Source organism: Cupriavidus sp. 05T313, from assembly GCF_056396665.1.
In genome coordinates, this window is the sequence record NZ_JBFTLX010000489.1 from 1 (window position 1) to 1679 (window position 1679).

1 protein-coding gene and 1 pseudogene are annotated in these 1679 nt (G+C 62.6%); one reads left to right on the forward strand and one right to left on the reverse strand.

The window, feature by feature from the left end; all coding sequences use genetic code 11:
- Positions 1 to 254 precede the first annotated feature (254 nt).
- Positions 255 to 809 carry a hypothetical protein gene (locus tag AC1DKD_RS41115; RefSeq protein WP_477144734.1) on the forward strand — a complete coding sequence of 185 codons (555 nt, stop codon included), beginning with the start codon at positions 255 to 257 and terminating at the stop codon, positions 807 to 809.
- Between the two features lie 270 nt (positions 810 to 1079).
- On the opposite strand, the pseudogene AC1DKD_RS41120 reads toward AC1DKD_RS41115, so the two are convergent.
- Positions 1080 to 1472: pseudogene (locus AC1DKD_RS41120) on the reverse strand (GGDEF domain-containing protein); the annotation flags it as partial.
- Positions 1473 to 1679: the final 207 nt, after the last annotated feature.

The window sequence follows — 1679 nt, forward strand, 5'->3', positions numbered from 1 at the left end:
CGCCAAGGTCTGAACGAAATGCGCCAGGCTCCGTGGAACCCCTGCGGGTTTCACGGCCGCTGCGCGGGTGCGAAGGTACTGCCCAGGGGGAATCGCAAGACGCGGCCGTGACCATAACGAGGCCATATTCCTGTAGAACGCAGTCTATTTGGAGCGTGCCCAGATCAGAAACACGCATGCGCGAACTGGCGGCGGGGCCGCAGGCCGTAAAATCTCCCTCATGTTCGTTTCGAGATATCAATCTCGCCAAAATCATGATAAAGAAGGCCACCCTCCTCTCCGCCCTCCTGCTGGCATCGATCACCGCCCACGCACAGCCGCCCGGCAAGGACGCGGCGCCCCTGGGCCTTGAACTTGGCRAGACCAAGTGTGCGCGGATGACACCCGGTCCGAATCGCGTCAAGACTGGCACGGCGCCGTGGGCAGGCGGTGACACCGTCGAGATCAAGCACCTGGATCGCTTCAATCTGCCAGGCCTGACCCGCGCGACCGTGAACTGCGACGCCCAGGACACCGTGGCGCTCATTACCCTGACATTCGACCGGTCCGCGATGGATGAGGTCAGCAAGACGCTCGACGCCCGCTACGAGTCCAAGCGCAAGACCGACCCCAATGCCGGGAACGGCTACGCCGAGTGGGAAGCAGCCAACGGCAGCCTCGAGATGCTTTACGCCCGCGACAGCAAGCAGTTCACCCTGGCGTACTGGGCCAAGGGCGCCAAGGCCAAGTACTTCGCCTACAGCGGCACGAGCRACAAGAAGCCGGCCGCGCCAGCGCAACCCTCCGCGACACTGCCTGCACCGCTGTAAGAGAAACGACCGTCACCCCGATGCTGGTCCAGTTCGACATGTCGAACAGAGGACTGGCGCCCCGCTGACACTCATCCTGCTGCTGAAGGCCTGTGGTGTGAGGAGGCGCCGGACCCAGCGTTCTGCCGTCTTCTGGGAGCGCCAGACTTGGGGGGGCGGCTGCCTTTTGGAAATCCAGGCCGGCGGAAGGGAACCGGTGGCCGTGATAGACGCTATGCACCGGCCAAAGGACAATGTCCAATCAGGCTACCTCATCGTGTCAGCTCGCATTCAGGCGGTCGCGCAATCGTCGCACGGGCACCAGATGCATGCCATTCCCTGACAAGCCACCCTGTTCCGACCGTCCTTCTTCGCCGCATAGAGCGCCTGGTCCGCGATCGCAAGGACTTCTCGATGTGTCGACTCGACCTGCCCCTGTTTGCGCGTAAGCGAGGCCCCGATACTGACCGTCACGATGCCGAACGGAGAATGGCGATGCTCGATCGCCAGCCCCTCAATCGCGACGCGCAGATGCTCCAGCACCTCTTCGAGCGAGGGCGAAGCGGAACCGCACCGCAGCAGCGCAAACTCTTCACCGCCGATGCGCCCGGCAATCATCTGATACTTCTCTGCCACCGACTGCAGCACCGACGCCACGGAACGCAAGCAGTCGTCTCCGGCCGGATGACCATGCGAGGAACCGGTGGCATCGACATGCCGACTTCATCTCGATAGTGCTGATGTTCCTTGTCGAGCAGCGTCACAGCCGTGATCGACGCACCGGTCACACTTATATGAACGCGCCCCGGTTTGCTAGGTAAATGTCACGCGATGCTCGATCAGGGTTGGTTGCAGACTTATATCCGGCCTAGTGCAGGCCAAGCCTGCGAC